General features: G+C 63.6%; 18 protein-coding genes. 7 read left to right on the top strand and 11 right to left on the bottom strand.

Annotated features, from left to right (window positions below; genetic code table 11):
- Positions 1 to 102: 102 nt before the first annotated feature.
- The 9 genes from L1P09_RS01730 to bioB all read right to left on the bottom strand — a co-directional run bounded on the left by L1P09_RS01730 (position 103) and on the right by bioB (position 10,430).
- Positions 103 to 1,881, bottom strand: coding sequence for an acyl-CoA dehydrogenase C-terminal domain-containing protein (locus tag L1P09_RS01730; RefSeq protein ID WP_232892595.1), 1,779 nt, complete (start codon positions 1,879 to 1,881; stop codon positions 103 to 105).
- A 127-nt stretch (positions 1,882 to 2,008) separates the two neighbouring features.
- The gene (locus L1P09_RS01725; RefSeq protein WP_235768369.1) at positions 2,009 to 3,289 is read right to left on the bottom strand and encodes a GGDEF domain-containing protein; all 1,281 of its coding nucleotides are present in this window, start codon (positions 3,287 to 3,289) and stop codon (positions 2,009 to 2,011) included.
- 170 nt (positions 3,290 to 3,459) lie between these two features.
- Positions 3,460 to 5,265: a phenylacyl-CoA dehydrogenase gene (locus L1P09_RS01720; RefSeq protein WP_235768367.1), complete on the bottom strand. Its 1,806-nt coding sequence runs from the start codon at positions 5,263 to 5,265 to the stop codon at positions 3,460 to 3,462.
- 289 nt (positions 5,266 to 5,554) lie between these two features.
- Positions 5,555 to 5,851, bottom strand: a complete 297-nt coding sequence (locus L1P09_RS01715; RefSeq protein ID WP_009681533.1) for a hypothetical protein — start codon at positions 5,849 to 5,851, stop codon at positions 5,555 to 5,557.
- 120 nt (positions 5,852 to 5,971) lie between these two features.
- Entirely contained in the window at positions 5,972 to 6,652 is a 681-nt protein-coding gene (gene bioD / locus L1P09_RS01710; protein ID WP_232892597.1) for a dethiobiotin synthase, read from the bottom strand.
- Positions 6,653 to 6,662: 10 nt separating this feature from the next.
- On the bottom strand, positions 6,663 to 7,481 hold the full coding sequence (gene bioC, locus L1P09_RS01705; RefSeq protein ID WP_232892598.1) for a malonyl-ACP O-methyltransferase BioC: 819 nt from the start codon (positions 7,479 to 7,481) through the stop codon (positions 6,663 to 6,665).
- Entirely contained in the window at positions 7,474 to 8,205 is a 732-nt protein-coding gene (locus tag L1P09_RS01700) for an alpha/beta fold hydrolase (RefSeq protein ID WP_232892599.1), read from the bottom strand. Before L1P09_RS01700 ends, bioC begins: the two co-directional genes overlap by 8 nt.
- Positions 8,198 to 9,370 (bottom strand): 8-amino-7-oxononanoate synthase, encoded by a 1,173-nt coding sequence (gene bioF / locus L1P09_RS01695; protein ID WP_110679371.1) that lies wholly within the window; start codon positions 9,368 to 9,370, stop codon positions 8,198 to 8,200. The genes L1P09_RS01700 and bioF overlap by 8 nt, the downstream gene beginning before the upstream one ends.
- Position 9,371: 1 nt before the next feature.
- The gene (bioB, locus tag L1P09_RS01690; RefSeq protein ID WP_009681528.1) at positions 9,372 to 10,430 is read right to left on the bottom strand and encodes a biotin synthase BioB; all 1,059 of its coding nucleotides are present in this window, start codon (positions 10,428 to 10,430) and stop codon (positions 9,372 to 9,374) included.
- Positions 10,431 to 10,519: 89 nt separating this feature from the next.
- On the opposite strand from bioB, the gene L1P09_RS01685 reads away from it, so the two are divergent.
- From L1P09_RS01685 to rarD, 4 genes are all read left to right on the top strand, one after another.
- Positions 10,520 to 11,251 carry a ComF family protein gene (locus L1P09_RS01685; protein WP_054904267.1) on the top strand — a complete coding sequence of 244 codons (732 nt, stop codon included), beginning with the start codon at positions 10,520 to 10,522 and terminating at the stop codon, positions 11,249 to 11,251.
- A gap of 54 nt (positions 11,252 to 11,305) precedes the next feature.
- Positions 11,306 to 12,052: a TOBE domain-containing protein gene (locus tag L1P09_RS01680; protein ID WP_192441506.1), complete on the top strand. Its 747-nt coding sequence runs from the start codon at positions 11,306 to 11,308 to the stop codon at positions 12,050 to 12,052.
- Positions 12,053 to 12,151: 99 nt separating this feature from the next.
- Positions 12,152 to 13,126 (top strand): serine/threonine protein kinase, encoded by a 975-nt coding sequence (locus tag L1P09_RS01675; protein WP_235768365.1) that lies wholly within the window; start codon positions 12,152 to 12,154, stop codon positions 13,124 to 13,126.
- Positions 13,127 to 13,190: 64 nt separating this feature from the next.
- Entirely contained in the window at positions 13,191 to 14,078 is an 888-nt protein-coding gene (rarD, locus tag L1P09_RS01670) for an EamA family transporter RarD (protein WP_009681524.1), read from the top strand.
- 294 nt (positions 14,079 to 14,372) lie between these two features.
- Here the strand turns inward: rarD and L1P09_RS01665 are convergent, their stop codons facing one another.
- Positions 14,373 to 14,891 carry a glycine cleavage system protein R gene (locus L1P09_RS01665; RefSeq protein WP_054904270.1) on the bottom strand — a complete coding sequence of 173 codons (519 nt, stop codon included), beginning with the start codon at positions 14,889 to 14,891 and terminating at the stop codon, positions 14,373 to 14,375.
- Between the two features lie 449 nt (positions 14,892 to 15,340).
- Here L1P09_RS01665 and L1P09_RS01660 point away from each other — a divergent pair, with 449 nt between their 5' ends.
- Positions 15,341 to 17,518, top strand: a complete 2,178-nt coding sequence (locus L1P09_RS01660) for a malate synthase G (RefSeq protein WP_009681522.1) — start codon at positions 15,341 to 15,343, stop codon at positions 17,516 to 17,518.
- A 146-nt stretch (positions 17,519 to 17,664) separates the two neighbouring features.
- On the opposite strand, the gene L1P09_RS01655 is transcribed toward L1P09_RS01660, so the two are convergent.
- Positions 17,665 to 18,204 carry a response regulator gene (locus L1P09_RS01655; protein ID WP_054904271.1) on the bottom strand — a complete coding sequence of 180 codons (540 nt, stop codon included), beginning with the start codon at positions 18,202 to 18,204 and terminating at the stop codon, positions 17,665 to 17,667.
- A 116-nt stretch (positions 18,205 to 18,320) separates the two neighbouring features.
- Between L1P09_RS01655 and L1P09_RS01650 the strand changes: the two genes are divergently transcribed.
- Both L1P09_RS01650 and L1P09_RS01645 read left to right on the top strand, forming a co-directional pair.
- Positions 18,321 to 20,258, top strand: coding sequence for a DUF294 nucleotidyltransferase-like domain-containing protein (locus L1P09_RS01650; protein ID WP_235768363.1), 1,938 nt, complete (start codon positions 18,321 to 18,323; stop codon positions 20,256 to 20,258).
- Complete coding sequence (locus L1P09_RS01645; RefSeq protein ID WP_009681519.1) at positions 20,255 to 20,965, top strand: 3'-5' exonuclease; 711 nt, start codon at positions 20,255 to 20,257, stop codon at positions 20,963 to 20,965. The genes L1P09_RS01650 and L1P09_RS01645 overlap by 4 nt, the downstream gene beginning before the upstream one ends.
- Positions 20,966 to 21,053: the final 88 nt, after the last annotated feature.

Raw genomic sequence — 21,053 nt, 5'->3', positions numbered from 1 at the left:
ACAGTGGTGAAAAGTCACCACGTTGTGTAGGAAAAGGCTTACACAAGAGAGGCATTCGCAGATACGTGAAGCACAGGGGCCGCTGTGCGGCCCCTGAATCAGCTAGAACTGCTCGGCATCCAGCAGGTAAAGCGACTCACTGCCCGCCTTCACCGAGGCCACCAGCGAATCCACCCGTGGCAGCAAGCGCGCGAAGTAGAACCGCGCCGTGCCCAGCTTGCCCGAATAGAACGCCTCGTCGCCCTCCCCCGCCTTCGCCGCCCGCGCCATCAATGCCCACATGTAGCCATAGGCGACATAACCAAAGGCATGCAGGTACTCGACCGATGCTGCGCCAATTTCATTCGGGTTGCCCTTGGCCTGCTGCAGTACCCATTCAGTCAGCCCATCCAGCTGGCCGAGCGCAGCACCCAGGGGGCGGGTGAACTCATCCAGCTCGCTACCCGCACTGGCAATGAACTGGCGAATTTCGTCGGAGAACAGCGTGTAGTAGGCGCCGCCGCTGGCCACCACCTTGCGGCCCATCAGGTCGAGGGCCTGAATACCGTTGGTGCCCTCGTAGATCTGGGTGATGCGCACATCACGCACCAGTTGCTCCTGGCCCCATTCACGGATGTAGCCATGCCCGCCGAACACTTGCTGGCCGTGCACCGCGCACTCCAGGCCCAGGTCGGTCAGGAAGGCCTTGGCCACCGGCGTAAGCAATGCCACCAGTTCTTCGCTGCGTTTGCGCACGCCAGGGTCTTCGCTGTACTTGGCACTGTCCAGTTGCATGGCCACATAGGTGGAAAACGCGCGGCCACCCTCGATGAGTGCCTTCATGGTCAACAGCATGCGCCGCACATCCGGGTGGACGATGATCGGGTCGGCGGCTTTGTCCTTGGCTTGCGGGCCGGTGGGGGCACGGCTTTGCAAACGGTCGCGCGCGTACTCCACGGCATTCTGGTAGGAACGCTCGGCCGTCGCGAGCCCCTGTATACCCACCCCCAGGCGCTCGTAGTTCATCATGGTGAACATGGCTGCCAGGCCTTTGTTCGGCTCACCGACGATATAGCCCACAGCCTCGTCGAAGTTCATGACGCAGGTAGCCGACGCCTGAATGCCCATCTTGTGCTCGATGGAGCCACAGGTGGCCGGGTTGCGCGCACCGAGGCTGCCATCCTCGTTCACCATGAACTTGGGCACCAGGAACAGCGAGATGCCCTTCGGCCCCGCCGGCGCATCCGGCAACTTGGCCAGCACCAGGTGGATGATGTTCTCGGTCAGGTCGTGCTCGCCGCCGGTGATGAAGATCTTGGTGCCGCTGACCTTGTAGCTGCCGTCCGCCTGTGGCTCGGCCTTGGTGCGGATGATGCCGAGGTCGGTACCCGCATGCGGTTCGGTCAGGCACATGGAGCCAGCCCATACACCGGCGTACATGTTGGGCAGGTACTTTTCCTTCAGCGCCTCGCTGGCGTGGGCGTTGATCGACAGGCAGGCGCCGGCGGTCAGCATCGGGTACAGGCCAAAGGCCAGGCTCGAGGCATTGACCATTTCCTCGACCTGCGCCGAAATGGCCTTGGGCATGCCCATGCCGCCAAACAGCGGGTCGCCACCCACGCCCACCCAGCCACCTTCGGCGTAGGTGTTGTAGGCCTCGATGAAACCGGCCGGCGTGCGCACCGCGCCGTTGTCCCAGTGGCAGCCCTCTTCATCGGCGGCGCGGCTGAGCGGTGCGATGCTCTTGGCGGTCACCTTGCCAGCCTCCTCCAGTACGGCCATGGCCGTATCGGCATCGACGACTTCGGCCAGCCCGGGCAACTGGGCCCACTGCTCAGCCACGTTGAACACTTCATTCAGTACGAAGCGCATGTCGCGCACGGGCGCTTTATAGTCAGCCATGACAACCTCTCGCAAGTGGGGTCTGGGCGGTCTCGGGGTACCGCGACACTGGGGTTGATACCAGTGTAACCGAACAACATTTACGAGACATAGGGTCATCAATCGACCAATTAGTCTATTTTGGTCACTAAGTGCGTACAGCCCCACGTCGCGATTGCTGGCCATGCACCACCACACAATTGCGCCCTGCGCCTTTGGCGTTGTAGAGCGCCTGGTCGGCCGACTTGAGCACGGCTTCGGGGTTGCGGTGATCGGCCTGGCGCTCGGCAACGCCAATGCTGATGGTCACCGAAACCGTGCCGCCGCTGCTGCCGGCGCGGCGTTGGCGCCCGGCGGTATCGTCTTGCGGGCGGTTGTACTTGTCGCGCAGGTGCATCACATAGTTGGCGATCACCTCGCGCACCGCTTCCACATGGGGCACGCATTCCTCGGCGGTCTTGCCCGCGAACACCAAGGCGAACTCCTCTCCCCCATAGCGGTAGGCACGCCCACCACCGGTGACCTTGGCCAAACGGCTGGCCACCAGGCGCAACACCTGATCGCCGACATCGTGACCGTGTGTGTCGTTGAATTTCTTGAAGTGGTCAACGTCGGTCATGGCGATGACATAGTTGCGACCCAGCCGCTGCATGCGCTCGTTCAACGCACGCCGGCCGGGCAAACCGGTCAGCTCGTCGCGGAAGGCCATCTGGTAGGCCTCGTGCGCAACCGCTGCGGCGATCATCAACATCACCTGGCTGCACATGATGTTCAGCGTGAACGGCAGGATGAACGTTTGCGGCAGCATCCAGAAAATGCCCAGCAGGCCTGTGATCTGGGCCGCGTGCAACGGCCTCGGCGCGCGCAGGTACTGCACCACCAGCAGGATGAACACCCCCGCGACCAGCGGGTAGGCCAACTGGATCAGGCTCATCCACTGGCCATGCAAGGTCGGCCAGCGAATCTCCGCCAACCAGGTCAACAGCGCCTCGGGGTAGCTTTGCTCCAGGGCCACTGCCACGCTGCCTACGGCAAACAGCACGGCGCCACGGGCCACCAGGTCTTGCAGCAGGTGGGTGCGCTCCTGCCAGGCACCATACAGGCCGAACAATGCCGGCAACAGCAGGCATACCAGGTGGAAGACCACCGCTGCATCCTCGCGCAAACGGCCGTGGTCGCGGTAGAAGTCGGTCTGGGTGTCGAGCAGAAAGTAGGCGATGTATACCGTAAGCATCAGAAACAGCTCACGTTGGCGACGATACACCGCGCAGTAAGCGCCACCCAGCAGCAGCACCAAGGTGGGCAGAACATTGAACAGCGATGTGAAAAACACACTGAGGTCTCTCACATAAGCTGCGGCGAGCCCTGCCAACAGCAGCAGCAGCGAGGGCAGGAAGTGGCTGGCACGTACAGCGTTAAAACGAAACAAGGGTAATCTCCGACCCGGCAGATCAATAGTGGCATTGTGCCCTTATTTCATCGGCAGTGTACCCGAACAGTTGAATTTCAACTCGGCCAGGGTTGTCGAGTGGCCTGGGCCTGAACAAAAAAAACCCGCCTGCCGGTGAGGGCAGGCGGGTTCTGGCAACAGCGGTTGAATCAGTACGCCAGGGCGAAGCTCTCTTCGTCCATGTCCATCAGGTTGTTGGCGCCCGACAGCATGGCCGCCACATGCGTGCGGGTACGCGGCAGGATGCGCTGGAAGTAGAAGCGCGCGGTCTGCAGCTTGGCGGTGTAGAACGCCGCTTCGCTGGTGCCGGCGGCCAGCTTTTCAGCGGCCAGGCGGGCGATGTCGGCCCAGAAGTAGGCCAGGCAGGCGTAGCCGGAATACATCACGTAATCGACCGAGGCTGCACCCACTTCTTCGCGGTCTTTCATGGCAGCCATGCCCACTTTCATGGTCAGCTCGCCCCATTCCTTGTTGATGGCTGCCAGCGGCTCGACGAACTCCTTGACCGCCTCGACACCTTCCTGCGCCTGGCAGAACTTGTGCACGATCTTGGTGAAGCCCTTCAGCGCTTCGCCCTGGGTCATCAGCACTTTGCGGCCGAGCAGGTCGAGGGCCTGGATGCCCGTGGTGCCCTCGTACAGCATCGAGATACGGCTATCACGCACGTTCTGCTCCATGCCCCACTCGGCGATGAAGCCGTGACCGCCATAGATCTGCACGCCATGGTTGGCCGCTTCGAAACCGACTTCGGTCATGAACGCCTTGGCGATCGGGGTGAGGAAGGCCAGCAGGGCATCGGCCTTCTTGCGCTCTTCTTCATCCTGGCTGTACTTGACGATGTCCACCTGCTTGGCGGTGAAGTAGACCATCGCGCGGTTGCCCTCGGCGAACGCTTTCATGGTCAGCAGCATGCGGCGCACGTCCGGGTGGACGATGATCGGGTCGGCGGCCTTGTCCGGTGCCTTGGGGCCGGTCAGGGAGCGCATCTGCAAACGCTCGCGGGCGTACTTCAGGCCACCCTGGAACGCGACTTCGGCGTGGGCCAGGCCCTGCAGCGCGGTACCCAGGCGCGCGGTGTTCATGAAGGTGAACATGCAGTTCAGGCCTTTGTTGGCCGGGCCGATCAGGTAGCCGGTGGCGCCATCGAAGTTCATCACGCAGGTGGCGTTGCCGTGGATGCCCATCTTGTGTTCGATCGAGCCGCAGCTCACGCCATTGCGCTCACCCACACCGCCTTCGGCATTGGGCAGGAACTTCGGCACGATGAACAGCGAAATGCCCTTGGTACCGGCCGGAGCATCCGGCAGGCGCGCGAGAACGATATGCACGATGTTCTCGGCCATGTCGTGCTCACCGGCGGAAATGAAGATCTTGGTGCCCGACACCTTGTAGCTGCCGTCAGCCTGCGGTTCGGCCTTGGTGCGCAGCATGCCCAGGTCGGTACCGCAGTGTGGCTCGGTCAGGCACATGGTGCCGGTCCATTCACCCGACACCAGCTTGGTCAGGTAGGTGTGCTGCTGCTCGGCGGTGCCGTGCGCAGAAATGGTGTTCATGGCGCCGTGGGACAGGCCCGGGTACATGCCCCACGACCAGTTCGCACCACCGACCATCTCGCTCAGGGCCAGGCCCAGCGACTCTGGCAGGCCCTGGCCACCGTGCTCCACGTCATGTGCCAGGCTGGGCCAGCCGCCTTCGACGAATTGTTCGTAAGCCGCCTTGAAGCCGGTTGGGGTTTTCACGCCCGACTCGCTCCAGGTGCAGCCTTCCTGGTCACCCACACGGTTCAGCGGCGCCAGCACCTGCTCACAGAACTTCGCACCTTCTTCAAGAATCGCGTCGACCATGTCGGGCGTTGCGTCCTGGCAACCCGGCAGGCTCTGATAGTGCGCCTCGTAGCCGAGCAGCTCGTCACGAACGAAGCGGATATCACGCAAGGGGGCTTTGTAGTCAGGCATTGCGATGAACCTCTAGGTGAGTTCTGTGGGGTGACCCGCGTGCGCCGCGGCGTCTGTCAAACAGTTGTTTGAAACTTACGTTTAGCTCCGGCTTCTGTCAAGGAGGGACGATAGTGCCATTTACGCCACGAAAAATGGCGTTTATGCCAAGCTCAATAAAAACAATACCCTGTGGGAGCGGGCATGGCCGCGAAAGGGCTCGGCCAGGCAATGGGGTTGCCTGACCTGACGCTTTCGCGGGCACGCCCGCTCCTACAGGGGCTATGTGTTATTCGAAATCGGCACTCTGTCAGGCGTAGGTATCGATGATCCGGCCGAGCATTTCGTCGGATGCCTTGACGACCTTTGCGCCAAGCTCGACTTCGGTCTTGCCGACCGCCTGTTGCACCAGGCTGGTGGCCAGGTCCATCTGCTGGCTGCGGTCGACCGCACGCAGGCGTTCGGCCTGGAAGTCGCTGGACTGGCTGGTGGCGGTACGTTCGGCGGTGGTGTTGGCGATCTGGCTGGCCGCCTGATCGACGCGGTTCTGGCCGGCTTGTATAGCGCTCAGGCCCGCGTAATAGGCGGAGCTACCGGTGATTTCCATGTCAGAACTCCATTGACGCTGGATAGGAACACAATCCATTAAAACAGGCCGTCGATAAAAAGGCCCGTTTAAATCGCTAATGGCCCGGTGCCAGTTGATAGGCCCTGAGTATTCCAGCACCTAATCCAGCAAATCCAGCTGCAAATGCTCAGCCACCTTGTCTGCACTGGCCTGCTTGAGCTTGGGCACCCGCCCCAGGCAAGGCGCTGGCAAGCGCTCGGCCAGGCTGGCCAGGTTCTCTTCCAGCCGTGAAGTGCGCGGCTCGATGATGTTCGCCACCCAGCCTGCCAACTGCAGCCCGTCGCGCTCGATCGCCTCGGCGCTGAGCAAGGCATGGCTGATACACCCCAGCCGCACCCCCACCACCAGAATCACCGGCAACTGCAGGGCCACCGCCAGATCTGAAAGGTTCTCCAGCCCCGAAAGCGGCACACGCCAGCCCCCAGCCCCCTCTACCAACGTGAAATCGGCATTTTGTTGCAACACATTGCGCATGGCCGCCAGCAACGCTGCCACCTCCAAAGTCACCCCCGCCTCGCGGGCGGCCACATGCGGCGCAATTGCAGGCTCGAAGGCAAACGGGTTGACCTGCCCATAGGGCAACTTGATGGTGCTTTCATCAATCAGCGCCTGGGCGTCGCTGTTGCGTAAGCCGTTGGGGGTCATCGTGCACCCCGAGGCCACCGGCTTGACACCCAGGGTGCTCAAGCCTTGCAACCGCGCCGCATGCAGCAAACCGGCCGCGACGGTGGTCTTGCCGACATCGGTATCGGTACCGGCGATGAAATAGGCCCTGCTCATCTTGCTCCCCTTACGCCTGTGGCTTGCGCAACACACCATAGACCACCTGATAGGTGGCTGGCAGCCCGGCAGGCTGGCGAAATGCCTCGTACGCCTGCAACAGGCCCTGCATGCGTGCCCGGCCAGTCAACCCGGACGGTCGCCCAGGGTTGAGATTGTGCGCGCCCAACGCCTTCAGTTCGTGGGTCAGGCTGCGTACGTCCGGGTAATGCAGCACATGCGCACAGCGATGCAGCTCAAGCTGCTCAAAACCGCTGGCGGCACACAGGCGCTGGTAGTCCTCGAAACGGCGGAAGCGGTTTACATGCACCAGGCCGTCCACCGCCTGCCAGCTGGCACGCAGTTCGTCGAGGGTACCTACGCACAAGCTGCTGAAGGCCAGCACGCCGCCAGGGCGCAGTACCCGCAGCGCCTCGGCCAGCACACTGGCGAACTGGTCGCACCATTGCACGGCCAGGCTGGTGAACACCAGGTCGACGCTGTCATCGCGCAATGGCAAACGCTCGGCGTCGCCGGCCACGTGGTAGTGCGCCCCGCGTTGTTCATTGCGGGCATGGCGCAGCATGCCTTCGGCGATATCCACCGCCACACCACTGGACTGGGCGAACCGCTCGGCCAGGATACGGCTGAAATGGCCGGTACCGCTGCCCAGGTCCAGCCAGCGCAATGGCTGCCAGCCTGCCGGCACTTGCCCCAACAGGCTCAAGCCCACGGCGCGCTGCAACGCGGCTACGCTGTCGTAGCTGGCTGCAGCGCGGGAGAACGAAGCCGCTACCTGGCGTTTGTCGGGCAATGCGCCGGGCAGGGTCGGACAGGAAAGGTCAGTCATCGCCACTCTCATGCAGGAAACTCTTGATGCCCGCCGCCAGCTCTTGCGGGTACTCCAGCAAGAAGGCGTGGGAACTGTCTTCTACCAGGCCCACCTCCACATCGGGCAGCAGCTCGCTCAAGGCCTTGGCTGCCTCGCCAGGCACCAGCGCATCGCTGCCGGCGAACAGGTGCAGTTGCGGGCCGCCGTAGGCCTGCAGGGCGTCGCGGGTATCCAGCTTGGCCAGCACTTCAAGGCCGGTGGCGAGGTACAGAGGGTCGGTGTCTGGTACGCCGACACCCAGCTGGCGCAGCAGGGTACGCGGCTGCTGGGCGCCATCGCTGCACAAGCTGCGAAAGCGCTTCAGGGTGACTTGGGTATGGCTGCGGCAGCCGTCGAGGAAGGTGCCGAAGGTGTCTTCGGCCATGCCATGCGGCCAGTCACCACGGGCAACGAAACTGGGGTTGCTGGCCAGGGTGAGCAAGCCGCAGCAGTGGTCGCCACGCTTGTGTGCCAGGGCGCTGGCGAGCATGCCGCCCAACGACCAGCCACCTAGCCAGACATCGCCCGGCAATTTACGGTCGAGGTGCTCAAGCCAGCCCTCAACATCGCTGTGGGGCAATTCCGGCAGGGGCATCAGCTCTACCTGCAGACGGGGGTCCTGGGCGCGCAGGCTGGCGGCCAGCGGTTCCAGTGCGGCTGTGCCCAGGCCCCAGCCGGGTAGTAGTACAAGGCGATTACGCATCGGCGTTCTCCAATTGTGGATAACACTCGGCCAATGCATTCAACAATAGCTGCACCTGCGCCTGGCTGTGGGCAGCGCTCAGTGTTACGCGCAAACGGGCACTGCCCGCCGGTACGGTCGGTGGGCGGATGGCGGTGACCAGCAAGCCGCGCTCGCGCAACATGCGCGACAGGCGCAAGGCCTGCGCGCTGTCGCCAATCACGATCGGCTGGATCGGTGTGGGGCTGTCCATCAGTTCCAGGCCGATCTGCTGCGCGCCTTCACGGAACTGGCGAATCAACGCGGCCAGATGCTCGCGGCGCCAGCTTTCGCGGCGCAGCAGCTCCAGGCTCTTCAGCGTGGCGCAGGCCAGTGCCGGTGGCTGGCTGGTGGTGTAGATGTAGGGGCGGGCGAATTGCACCAGCGCCTCGATCAGTTCCTCGCTCCCGGCAACAAAGGCACCGGAAGTACCGCAGGCCTTGCCCAGCGTACCGATCAGCACCGGTACATCGTCCACGCCCAGGCCGAAGTGCTCGACGATACCACCGCCCCGAGCGCCAAGGGTGCCCAGGCCATGGGCATCGTCCACCATCAGCCAGGCACCCCGGGCCCGGGCGACCTCGGCCAGGGCCGGCAGGTCGGCCAGGTCGCCGTCCATGCTGAACACACCGTCAGTGACCACCAGGGTATTGCCAACGGCCTTGTCCAGGCGGCTGGCCAGGCTGGCCGGGTCGTTGTGCAGGTAGCGGTTGAACCGTGCACCGCTGAGCAGCCCGCCATCAAGCAGCGAGGCATGGTTCAGGCGGTCCTGCAGCACCGTGTCGCCCTGCCCCACCAGGGCGGTGATGGCGCCCAGGTTGGCCATGTAGCCGGTGGAAAACAGCAGCGCACGAGGGCGCCCAGTCAGCTCGGCCAGCGCCTCTTCGACCTGGTGGTGTGGGGTGCTATGGCCGATCACCAGGTGCGACGCACCGCCACCGACACCCCAGCGCTCGGCACCGGCCTGCCAGGCGCCAACCACCTCGGGGTGGTTGGCCAGGCCCAGGTAATCGTTGCTGCAGAAGGCCAGCAAGCGCTGGCCGTCGACCACCACCTCCGGGCCCTGCGGGCTTTCCAGCAGTGGCCGTTGCCGGTACAGGTCTGCAGCGCGCCGTTCGGCCAGGCGCGCGGCCAGGTCGAAAGCCATCTCAGGCGGTCGCGGCGTTGTAGAACATCTCGCTGCTACGCTGCTCGACCAGCGCCTGCTCGATGGCGGCCTGGTGCACTTCGTCGGCGTGTTCCTCACGTGCTTCAGGCTTGATGCCCAGGCGCGCGAACAGCTGCATGTCCTTGTCAGCCTGCGGGTTGGCAGTGGTCAGCAGTTTTTCACCGTAGAAAATCGAGTTGGCACCGGCCATGAAGGCCAGGGCCTGCATCTGCTCGTTCATCTGCTCACGGCCGGCAGACAGGCGCACATGCGACTTGGGCATCAACAGGCGGGCTACGGCCAGCATGCGAATGAAGTCGAACGGGTCGACATCTTCCTCCTCGGCCAGCGGCGTACCGGCCACCTTGACCAGCATGTTGATCGGCACCGACTCGGGGTGTTCGGGCAGGTTGGCCAGCTGGATCAGCAGCCCGGCGCGGTCGTCCAGCGACTCGCCCATGCCCAGGATGCCGCCCGAGCAGATCTTCATGCCCGCATCGCGCACGTAGGCCAGGGTCTGCAGGCGCTCGCTGTAGGTGCGCGTAGTGATGATGCTGCCGTAGAACTCCGGCGAGGTGTCGAGGTTGTGGTTGTAGTAGTCGAGGCCGGCCTGGGCCAGGGCCTGGGTCTGCTCCTGGTCGAGCTTGCCCAGGGTCATGCAGGTTTCCAGGCCCAAGGCCTTCACCCCTTTGACCATCTCCAGCACATAAGGCATGTCTTTGGCCGACGGGTGCTTCCACGCCGCGCCCATGCAGAAGCGGGTCGAGCCAATGGCTTTGGCGCGTGCTGCTTCTTCCAGCACCTTCTGCACTTCCATCAACTTCTGTTTTTCCAGCCCAGTGTTGTAGTGGCCGGACTGTGGACAATATTTGCAATCTTCCGGGCAGGCTCCAGTCTTGATCGACAGCAACGTCGAAACCTGCACGCGGTTGGGGTCGAAATGCGCGCGGTGCACCGTCTGCGCCTGGAACAGCAAGTCATTGAAAGGCTGCTGGAACAGGGCCTTGACCTCGGCCAGGGACCAGTCGTGACGTGTTGTTGCAGTTGTGCTGGCGCTCATCGGCGTTTCCTTGTTTAGGCTTAAGCTGGCGCGGGGACAGGAAAGCCCGCCAGCGCATCACGGATAACTCGCATAGTCACGGATGGCCTATGAACTGTCAACTCAACTGGAAAAGACTGGTTTACAAGTGCTCACTTATTAACCAGATTTGTTTATTGTGCGACGCGCCTGCCGGGCAACACTACCCGCTGTGCGTCGGTTGTGAGCAAGAGCTGCCCTGGCTGGGCGACCATTGCCGCTACTGCGCCCTGCCACTGCCCATGGCCGGCCTCGCCTGCGGCCAGTGCAGCCGCCGCTTGCCGGCGTTCGAAAAGGTCTTTGCCCTGTGGCATTTCGGCTTTCCGGTCGACACGTTGATCAGCCGCTTCAAGCACAACCGGCAGTGGCCGTTGGGGCGTTTGATGGCCGAGTTGCTTGGGCAAGGGCTGCGCTACCGCTATGCCGAGGGGCTGCCACGCCCTGAACTGCTGTTGCCTGTGCCCATGGCCAGGCGTCGACTGCGCGAGCGTGGGTTCAACCAGGCCGGGCTGCTGGCCCGCTGGCTGGCGGCGCACGTGGGCATACCGTGCGATGAGCGGGTACTGCTGCGCACTCGGGAAACCCCCGCGCAGCAGCGGTTGAGTGCCAAAGGCAGGCGGCGCAATCTGCGCCAGGCCTTTGCGGTCGCCGGTGACCTGCCTGGCAAGCACGTCGCCATCGTCGATGACGTGTTGACCACTGGCGCTACCGCCCAGGCCATTGCCCAGGTGTTGCGCAAAGCCGGGGCACAGCGGGTGGATGTGTATTGCCTGGCGCGTACCCCTAAGCCGGGGTATGTATAACCCTGCCGCTAGGCCACACTATTGGCCCCAGGCCCTTACAGCGACCGGATGCCCATGCCCTTGCCCACTCTACTGACCCAGCACATAACCCGGCGCCCGCAGCGCATCGCACTGCTGCAGCACATTGCCGAGCAAGGATCGATCACCCGTGCGGCCAAGGCGGCGGGCATCAGCTACAAGGCAGCCTGGGACGCCATCGATGAGCTCAACAACCTGGCCAGTCAGCCGTTGGTCGAGCGCAGCACTGGCGGGCGTGGGGGTGGGGGCGCCCGGCTGTCGGTGGAGGGTCAGCGCGTATTGCGCCTGTACCAAAGGCTGCAGGCCCTGCAGGCGCAAATTCTCGAGGCCGCGGAAGAGTCCAGCGACCTCGACTTGCTTGGGCGCCTGATGCTACGCACCAGCGCGCGCAACCAGCTGCAGGGCCAGGTCAGCGGCCTGCGCCGTGAGGGCCGCTATGACCGGGTCAGCCTGGCGCTGGGTGGCGGGCTGGAGATCGACGCGCTGATCACCCACGACAGCACCGCGCGGTTGGAGCTGACCTTGGGCAGCAGGGTGGTGGCGCTGCTCAAGGCAGGCTGGGTGCAGTTGCTGGCCGAGGGGGACAAGCCTGAAGCGGGGAGCAATTGCCTGCGGGCCACGGTAGAAGACGTGCTGGTGGAGGCCGACGGGCCCAATGAAGTCCGGTTGGCGCTGGGCAACGGGCAAACGCTGTGTGCCATGGCAGAGGCGGGTTGGTTGGCCGGCCAGCAGGTACGGGTTCAGTTCCATCCTGCCTATGTGTTGCTCGGGGTGCCTGCCTAGGCCGGCCGTGGCACAGGCGGTTCGCGGGTAAACCCTACGGGTACGCTACAGGGATAACCCTGTACCATGGAGCCCATGCCGTATACCCCCGGAGCTCCCATGTCCCATCCGTTCGATACCCTCACCCCTGACCTGGTCCTGGACGCCGTGGAAAGCCTCGGCTTTCTCAGCGATGCCCGGGTGCTGGCACTGAACAGCTACGAGAACCGCGTCTACCAGGTGGGCATCGAGGGGGCGCAGCCGCTGATCGCCAAGTTCTACCGGCCTGGCCGCTGGAGCGATGCGGCCATCCTCGAAGAACACAGCTTTACCGCTGAACTGGCCGATTGCGAAGTGCCGGTCGTAGCGCCTATGCGGCACGCCGGCCGTACCTTGTTCGAGCACCAGGGCTTTCGCTTCACATTGTTCCCGCGCCGTGGCGGCCATGCCCCGGAGCCTGGCAACCTCGACCAGCTCTACCGCCTGGGGCAACTGCTTGGCCGCCTGCATGCCGTCGGCGCCTGCAAACCGTTCGCTCACCGTGAAGCGCTGACTGTGGACAGTTTCGGCCATGCCTCGCTGAACACTGTGCTCGATGGGGGCTTTGTACCCCGCGAGCTGCTGCCGGCGTACGCGTCAGTGGCCCGCGACCTGCTAAAGCGGGTCGAGGACATCTACGCCCGCACCCCGCACCAGCTCATCCGCCTGCATGGCGACCTGCACCCCGGCAACCTGATGCACCGCGAAGACGTGTACCACGTGGTCGACCTCGACGACTGCCGCATGGGCCCCGCCGTACAAGACCTGTGGATGATGCTGGCCGGCGACCGCCAGGAGCGCCTGGGGCAGTTGGCCGAACTGATCGACGGCTACAACGAGTTCCACGATTTCGACCCGCGTGAGCTGGCCCTGATCGAACCGCTGCGAGCGCTGCGCCAGTTGCATTACAGCGCGTGGCTGGCGCGGCGCTGGGATGACCCGGCATTCCCGCCCAGCTTCCCTTGGTTCGGCCAGCCGCGCTATTGGGGCGATCAGATCCTCGCCCTGCGTGAACAAATGGCGGCGCTGGATCAAGCCCCGCTGAAATTGTTCTAAAACGGTGCACACCTCTGTCTACAATAGGGGTCGCTTTATTTAGCTACCTAAGCAAGGATTCTGCATGCACGCCGCAAACCCGCGTCGCGGGTATATCCTGGGCCTGAGCGCCTACATCATCTGGGGCCTGTTCCCGATTTACTTCAAGGCAATCCAGAGCGTCCCGGCGGTGGAGATCATCGTCCACCGGGTGCTTTGGTCGGCACTGTTCGGCTCGCTGCTGCTACTGCTGTGGAAACACCCCGGCTGGTGGCGCGAGCTGCGCGACAACCCGCGCCGGCTGGGGGTCCTGGCCCTGAGCGGGGCGCTGATCGCCTTCAACTGGCTGACCTATGTGTGGTCGGTCAACAACGGGCGGATGCTCGAGGCCAGCCTGGGTTACTACATCAACCCGCTGATCAACGTGCTGCTGGGCATGCTGCTGCTGGGCGAGCGGCTGCGCCGCCTGCAATGGCTGGCAGTGGGCATGGCTGCAGTTGGCGTGGCCCAGCAGGTATGGCAGGTGGGCAGCCTGCCCTGGGTGTCGCTGGCGCTGGCGCTGAGCTTTGGCTTCTACGGGCTGATCCGCAAACAGGCCCCGGTTGCGGCGCTGCCGGGGTTGGTCGTGGAAACCTGGATGCTGGTACCGCTGGCCTTGGGCTGGTTGCTGCTGCACCCAACGGCCATGAGTGCACAAGGCGCGTTCTACACCAGCAGCGAAGCACTCTGGCTGATGGCTGCGGGGCCGGTGACCCTGGTACCGCTGGTGTGCTTCAACGCCGCAGCGCGGCACCTGCCCTACACCACCCTCGGCTTCCTGCAATACCTGGCGCCAACCCTGGTACTGCTGCAGGCGGTGCTGCTGTTCGATGAGCATTTGTCCTCCAGCACCCTGGTAGCCTTCATGTTCATCTGGGCTGGCCTGGCCATTTACAGCGTGGATGCCTGGCTAAGTTTGCGCAAGCGCGCCTGATCAAAAAACGATCAAAACTCTGCAGGCCATGTAATACCTGGCCTGCAGAGACATCTCCAAAGGTTATCCACACCCTCGTCCCCGTGCTTTGTGCACAAGCTGCTGAATTTTGGGTGTTTTTTGAGCAAACCTCTGCAGCGGGCGCATTGCCTGGGCTGGGGAGGTGAACCCCCAGGTTATCCACAGGGCCTTCCCCGTGATACTGGGATAACCCCAAGGGATGTCTTTACCAAATCCCCTGTAGGAGCGGCCTTGCGTCGCGATGGGCCGCAAAGGGGCCCCCGGCCAATCCACTCAATCCTCCGCCCGCAACCGCAACTCCACCATCAAGTCATCCGCCAGACTCTCCAGCCGCTGCTGCAGCTCGTCCAGCGGCAAGGCCAGGGGCAAGGCCAACAAGGCATCGGCATGGAACAACGGCTCACTGCTCATCGGTGCCGGCCGCACATCTGTCGTGAACCGTTCCACGTTCACCTGCAACTCCGCCAGCAAACGAGTGATGTCCCGCACGATCCCCGGCCGGTCATTGCCGACCAGTTCCATGGCAATCGGCTTCCAGGTACACGAGGGTTCCACCCCGCTCTCTGCAACCAGCACACGAATGTCGTACTGGGCCAGCCCCTGCAACGCCGCCACCAGCCCATCGTGATGTTCAGCCGGCACCGCCACCCGCAGGATCCCGGCAAACTGCCCGGCCATGCGCGACATGCGGCTTTCCAGCCAGTTGCCGCTGTGGTCGGCGATGCACTGCGCAACACGTTCCACCTGGCCGGCCTTGTCAGGGGCGATAACAGTCAGTACAAGATGATCCACAAGCCGTTCCTCGTGTCGAGCCGCGCCAGGCGCAGAAAATCGGGGGGTCGGCTCAGTATAGGCAAGGCGCGGCAACCTGCCGCAGGGCAATCCGCACAGCCAATCGTGTACTGTTTCAAGATTTATCTGGAACAATCCACCCTTTTTTTGCGAACATACCTGCTCCCAGCGTGACCATACGCGACCAATGGGTCGCACAACGGCGCTTTTAGTCTGATTTTGCCCCGTCTACTGCTTCATGTAGTATCCCGTGGCGCGGACTACAAAACGTCGTTTGGATGTCTGCCAAGGCGCCTGTGAAAATACGCACACTGTCTGCCAGCCAGTCTGGCGGGCTGCACCCAGCCGCGCTCGGGGTCTTCCCCGGGGGCAAGTACTGGTACGTGTTTAGAGAAGCGCTACAGGCTTAATACAGAAGAGCGAAATAGCTGAGCAGAGTGAGGCAAGCAATGACTGGATACGTTCAAGTCGGTGGCCTTCAGGTCGCCAAGGTCCTGTACGACTTCGTGAACAACGAAGCCATCCCCGGGACCGGCATCGTCGCCGAGCAGTTCTGGGCGGGTGCAGAGAAGATCATCAATGACCTCGCTCCAAAGAACAAAGCCCTGCTCGCCAAGCGCGACGAGCTGCAAGCCAAGATCGACGCCTACCACCAGGCACGCAAAGGCCAGGCCCATGACGCCGCAGCCTACAAAGCATTCCTCCAGGAAATCGGCTACCTGCTGCCACAAGCCGACGATTTCCAGGCCACCACCCAGAACGTGGACGAAGAAATCGCCCATATGGCCGGCCCGCAGCTGGTCGTGCCGGTGATGAACGCCCGTTTTGCCCTCAACGCCGCCAACGCCCGTTGGGGTTCGCTGTACGACGCGCTGTATGGCACCGATGCCATCAGCGATGAAGGCGGCGCCGAAAAAGGCCAGGGTTACAACAAAGTGCGTGGCGACAAGGTGATTGCCTTCGCCCGCGCCTTCCTTGACGAAGCCGCGCCGCTGGCGGCTGGGTCGCACGTCGACTCCACCGCCTACCGCATCGAAGCCGGCAAGCTGGTGGTCACCCTGAAGGGCGGCACCAACACCGGCCTGCGTGACGACGCCCAACTGATCGGGTTCCAGGGTGATGCCGCGGCACCGACTGCCGTGCTGCTGAAACACAACGGCCTGCATTTCGAAATCCAGGTCGATGCCAGCACCCCGGTCGGCAGCACCGACGCCGCTGGCGTCAAAGACATCCTGATGGAGTCGGCACTGACCACCATCATGGACTGCGAAGACTCGGTCGCCGCCGTCGATGCCGACGACAAGGTCATCGTCTACCGCAACTGGCTGGGCCTGATGAAGGGCGACCTGGCCGAAAGCGTGAGCAAAGGTGGCAAGACCTTCACCCGCACCATGAACCCCGACCGCGAGTACGCTGCGCCCAACGGTGGCAGCGTGACCCTGCACGGCCGTTCGCTGCTGTTCGTGCGTAACGTTGGCCACCTGATGACCAACCCGGCAATTCTCGACGCCCAGGGCAACGAAATTCCGGAAGGCATCCAGGATGGTCTGTTCACCAACCTGATCGCCCTGCACAACCTCAATGGCAACACCAGCCGCAAGAATACCCGCAGTGGCAGCGTGTACATCGTCAAGCCGAAGATGCATGGCCCTGAGGAAGTGGCGTTTGCCGCCGAGATCTTCAGCCAGGTCGAAGACCTGCTGGGCATGCCGCGCAACACCGTGAAGGTCGGCATCATGGACGAGGAGCGCCGGACCACGGTCAACCTCAAGTCCTGCATCAAGGCCGCTGCCGAGCGCGTCGCGTTCATCAACACCGGCTTCCTCGACCGCACGGGCGATGAAATTCACACCTCGATGGAGGCCGGCGCCGTGGTGCGCAAAGGTGCCATGAAGAACGAGAAGTGGATCGGTGCCTACGAAAACAACAACGTCGATGTCGGCCTGGCGACCGGCCTGCAAGGCCGTGCGCAGATCGGCAAAGGCATGTGGGCCATGCCCGACCTGATGGCCGCCATGCTCGAGCAGAAGATCGCCCACCCGCTGGCCGGTGCCAACACCGCCTGGGTGCCGTCGCCCACTGCCGCCACCCTGCATGCCCTGCACTACCACAAGGTGGACGTACAGGCACGCCAGCGTGAGCTGGCCTCGCGCACCCCGGCATCGGTGGACGATATCCTGGCCATCCCGCTGGCCGCCGACACCAACTGGTCGGCCGAAGAGATCCGCAACGAGCTGGACAACAATGCCCAGGGCATCCTCGGCTATGTCGTGCGCTGGATCGACCAGGGTGTCGGTTGCTCGAAGGTGCCAGACATCAACAACGTCGGCCTGATGGAAGACCGCGCCACCCTGCGCATCTCCGCGCAACTGCTGGCCAACTGGCTGCGCCACGGCGTGGTCAGCCAGGCGCAGGTGCTGGAAAGCCTCAAGCGTATGGCGGTGGTGGTCGACCAGCAGAACGCCGCTGACCCTCTGTACCGCCCGATGGCGCCGAACTTCGACGACAACATTGCGTTCCAGGCGGCAGTGGAGCTAGTGGTCGAAGGTGGCAAGCAGCCCAATGGCTATACCGAGCCAGTGCTGCACCGCCGTCGCCGCGAGTACAAGGCGCGTAACGGGTTGTAAGTTACACCTGCGTACGGGGGCCGCTTTGCGGCCCAATCGCGACACAAGGCCGCTCCTACAGGGATATCGCAAATATCAAAACTTGCGCTGCACCTGTAGGAGCGGCCTTGTGTCGCGATTGGGCCGCAAAGCAGCCCCTCTCTGCCTCAATCAATTTTCAGCTCTTTCTTCACCAGCTCCAGCAACTTGCCCAGGTCCACCGGCTTGAGCAGGAAGTCCACCACCCCCAGGTGCATCACGTCCACCGCCTCTGCCACATCGGTGTCGCCCGACACGACGATGATCGACAACGCCGCCCGCTCCGACCCGCGAATCTTGCGGATCAGCTCCAGCCCATCCTCTGGCTGCATGCGCAAATCGGTAATCATCAAGCCGATGCGCGGCTCGAAATGCAGGTACAACCTGGCCTCCTCGGCCCCGTCCGCGCCCACACACTCAATGCCCCGGCTTTTCAGATACAGGATCAACGCTTCACGGTTCACCGCGTTGTCATCCACCACCAACACCAACGGCTTTACGGCCACCGGCGCACTGGCCACACCCAATGCCTCGCGCTCTTCGTCGCTTAGAATATCGATTTGCTCAGGCATGGCCATCTCGTCAAGAAAATTCCGCTTCAGCCATAGGACCGCAGAACTTGCGTGACCCGATTCACCTTTCGTCGGGTCTTTGACAGGGGGGCTCATAGACTTACGTCCAATGGGCACCACCCCGCCGCAAGCCGACCATGGAGGCAGAGAACAACATGGCCGGCACCTATATATAGATATATATAGTTCGGCATAGCGATACGGTCGGTTTCATGAGCAAAAAGGACGCCTACAGCCAGGCGGGCAGGACCGCAGTGCTGCAGAACATTCAGGGCACGCTGCAGTTTCTGCAGCGCTTTCCGCCGTTCAACCAGATGGAACACAGCCACCTGGCCTACCTGGTGGAGCAGTGTCAGCTGCGCTTCTATGCCAGCGGCGAAAGCATCGTCAAGCCGGCAGACGGGCCGGTCGAGCATTTCTACATCGTCAAGCAGGGCCGGGTGGTGGGCGAGCGTCAGCACCTGGTGAAACCGGGGGTCGAAACCACCTTCGAAATCACCAGCGGCGAGTGCTTCCCGCTGGCCGCCCTGCTCGGCGAACGGGCCACCCGCACCGAGCACCTGGCCGGCGAAGACACCTTCTGCCTGCAACTGAACAAGGCAGCGTTCATCCGCGTGTTCTCGATGTCTGAAGTGTTTCGGGATTTTGCCCTGCGCGGGGTCAGCAGCCTGCTCGACCAGGTCAACCAGCAGGTTCGCCAGCGTGCGGTGGAAACCCTGGGTACCCAGTACTCGCTGAACACGCCGCTGGGCGAACTGGCCATGCGGCACCCGGTGGTGTGCAGCGCGGATACGCCGCTGCGCGAAGCCGTGCGGCTGATGCACGAGCAGCAGGTGGGCAGCATCGTCGTGGTTGACGCGCAGCGCTACCCCATCGGCATCTTCACCCTGCGCGACCTGCGCCAGGTGGTGGCCGCGGCGGACGCCGAGCTGGGTGCGCCGATTGCCCGGCACATGACCGCCAAGCCGTTCTACCTCAGCCCACAGGCCAGTGCCTTCGATGCAGCCATGGCAATGACCGAGCGGCACATTGCCCACGTGTGCCTGGTGGAAAACGGCCGGCTGTGTGGCGTGGTCTCGGAGCGCGACCTGTTCTCGCTGCAACGGGTCGACCTGGTGCACCTGGCGCGCACCATTCGCCATGCACCGCGGCTGGACAGCCTGGTCTCGCTGCGCGGCGAGATCAGCCAACTGGTCGAACGGATGCTCGCCCACGGCGCCTCGTCCACCCAGATCACCCAGATCATCACCCTGCTCAACGACCACACGGTATGCCGGGTCATCGAACTGGCCCTGGCTGAACGGGGCGACCCTGGGGTGCCTTTCAGCTGGCTGTGCTTTGGCAGCGAAGGGCGTCGCGAACAGACCCTGCACACCGACCAGGACAACGGCATCCTTTTCGAGGCGCTGGACAGTGCCGAGGCCGACGCCATCCGTGCCCGCCTGCTGCCGCTGGCACAGTACATCAACCAATGCCTGGCCCAGTGTGGCTTCACCTTGTGTACGGGCAACATCATGGCCGGCAACCCTGCGCTGTGCCTGTCGCGTGCCGAGTGGGCGCGGCGCTTTGCCGGTTTTGTCCGCGAAGCCAGCCCGGAAAACCTGCTGGGCTCAAGCATCTACTTCGACCTGCGGGTGGTGTGGGGCGACGATCAGGGCTGCGAGCAACTGCGCCAAGGCGTGCTGGCGCAGGTGGCCGACAACCGTATATTCCAGCGCATGATGGCGGAAAACGCCCTGCGCCAGCGCCCGCCAGTGGGCCGCCTGCGCGAGTTCGTGCTGACCCGCCAAGGCAACGACAAGGCGGCCACACTCGACCTGAAGGTCCAGGGCCTGACGCCCTTCGTCGATGGTGCCCGGCTGCTGGCGCTGGCCAATGGCATCGGCGCCTGCAATACCCTGGAGCGCTTGCGCCAGCTGGTCGCCAAAGGGGTAATCGAAGCACTGGACGGCGCGGCCTATGAAGAGGCGTATCACTTCATCCAGCAGACCCGCATGCAACAGCATCAACGCCAGGCCCGCGCCAACCTGCCGTATTCCAACCGGCTTGACCCGGACAGCCTCAACCACCTGGACCGGCGTATCCTGCGCGAGTCCCTGCGCCAGGCCCAGCGCCTGCAAAGCAGCCTGGCCCTGCGGTACCAGTTATGAGCCTGTTCGCCTGGCTGCGCCCCGGCACACCCGAGCTGGACCCTGCCACGCGCCAGCGCCTGGCCCGGCAACCTAAACCCGCGCCCCTGGGTGTGTGCACGTTGCGTGAGCAGCGCTGGGTGGTGCTGGACCTGGAAACCAGCGGGCTCAACCCCAACCGTGACCAGGTACTGTCGATCGGCGCAGTGGCCATTGAGGACGGGGCCATCGACTTTGCCCAGCAATTTGAACGCACCCTGCAGCGGCCACTGTTGAAAACCAACGCCAGCGTGCTGATTCACGGGCTCGGGCCAAGCGCCCTGGCGGCCGGTTGCGAGCCCGCCGAAGCCTTGCTGGACCTGCTCGACTTCATTGGCGACAGCCCGGTGCTGGCATTCCATGCTCCGTTCGACCAGCGCATGCTGGCGCGGGCACTGAAAGAAAGCCTGGGTTACCGCTTGCAGTCGCCGTTTCTGGATGTGGCCGAGCTGGCGCCGATGCTCAACCCCGACACGGTTCTGCGCGAGGCGGGCCTGGATGACTGGGTGGCGCGCTTTGGGCTACAGGTGGAGGAACGCCACCACGCCAGCGCTGATGCCCAGGTCACCGCAGAACTTGTGCTGATCCTGTTCAGCCAGGCCCGGCGCCAACAACTGGACAGCCCGCTGCAACTGGAACAGCGCCTGCGCGGCTGGCGGCGACGCAAGGTGCAGAGCCATGGCATGTAAGGCCAGGGCTACGCAGCGCCGGTGAAACCGCAGGCCTTTGGCCAACCCCATGCAGGCGAACCGATAAGCGTCCATTGCACCCACCCCC

It is taken from the genome of Pseudomonas juntendi, assembly GCF_021560075.1.
Taxonomy (GTDB): Bacteria; Pseudomonadota; Gammaproteobacteria; order Pseudomonadales; family Pseudomonadaceae; genus Aquipseudomonas; species Aquipseudomonas juntendi.
The sequence above is the reverse complement of the archived record's forward strand: the minus strand, read 5'-3'. Positions and strand labels throughout refer to the sequence as shown.